This is a genomic window from Chryseobacterium sp. JV558 (assembly GCF_033712365.1).
Lineage (GTDB): Bacteria > Bacteroidota > Bacteroidia > Flavobacteriales > Weeksellaceae > Chryseobacterium.
On sequence record NZ_WJHU01000025.1, the window covers coordinates 1 to 1,337 of the forward strand.

Here is a 1,337-nt window from a genome sequence, read left to right on the forward strand (position 1 = left end):
TTTGATATGACCTTTAACTTTGAAGAACGAGGAGATGTGCTCTCTCTGTCTTTGATGTACAATACGGATTTGTTCAGTGCTGAACGTATCTCGCATTTGGGAGATCACCTGGAGCATTTGCTTGGCAGTATCCTTGGAGATGCAGATTTGCAGCTCAACATGCTGGATTATATCCCGCCCAAGGAGGCTGCTTTATTGGAACACTACAATACCAGTCAGATCCGTGAAGTATCACCAATGAGCATTGTTAGCCTTTTCAGGTCGCAATGCAGGGATACCCCAGATCGTATTGCGTTGAGTTTCAACGGACATGATATGAGCTACGCTGAGCTTGATAGTAAGTCAGACCAGCTTGCCCATTACTTATTATCCTCGTATGAACTTGACGGTCCTTGTATAGGGTTGCTTCTAGACAAGAGTCCTTTGCTTTTGATCGGTATTCTGGGTATCTTAAAGTCAGGGCGAGGTTATCTTCCTATAGATATAAACACTCCGGATATCCGCCGCTCGGAGATTCTGTCAGACTCGGGCTGCAGTGTGCTTTTGAGCCATACTGATTACCTTATGGAACTCAGCAGCCTTGATGTTTCTGTGATGTACCTGGACATTGAGCTGGATAATGCCCCTGCAGGTTCAATTGCTTCTTTGGCAGATCCATCGTGGGATGATCTTGCGTATGTTATGTATACCTCAGGAACCACAGGCCGTTCCAAGGGCGTTATGGTCTCTCATGGCTCTGTCGTTAGTCTTGTTCGTGATGTAGATTATGTTAGCTTTACATCAGACCAGGTGATCCTCTCCACAGGTTCTGTATCTTTTGATGCTACGACTTTTGAATACTGGGGAGCGCTGCTCAATGGAGGTCGCCTTGTGTTGTGTTCCCGTGAAGTACTGTTAGATCCTGTAGAGCTTGAATCTCTGATATTGAGTCAGGATGTTACTATGATGTGGTTTACTTCGGGATGGTTCAATGAGCTTGTAGAGCATTCGCTGGGAATTTTCTCAGGGCTTCAGATCGTTTTGGTTGGAGGTGACCGCTTGTCACCGATTCATATTGCTCGTGTAGGTTCCGCTTATCCTGATCTTACCCTTATTAACGGTTACGGTCCTACGGAGAATACGACATTTTCTCTGACACATAAGATCAGTTCATGTGATCCATCAGATACCGTTCCTATAGGTCTTCCTTTTACGAACCGTGGAGTTTATATTTTGGATGCTAATATGAAATTGGTCGGTCATGGTGTTAGCGGAGAACTCTACCTTTTCGGAGCGGGTCTCTCCCAGGGTTACCTTGGCGATTCGGTTCTTACGGCAGAGAAATTCATTCCTAATCC

At 45.4% G+C, this 1,337-nt stretch carries 1 protein-coding gene; it reads left to right on the forward strand.

What is annotated here, in order from left to right:
• Positions 1-36: 36 nt before the first annotated feature.
• On the forward strand, positions 37-1,337 hold a 1,301-nt coding region (locus GFU89_RS23205), incomplete at its 3' end, for an AMP-binding protein (protein ID WP_318849377.1).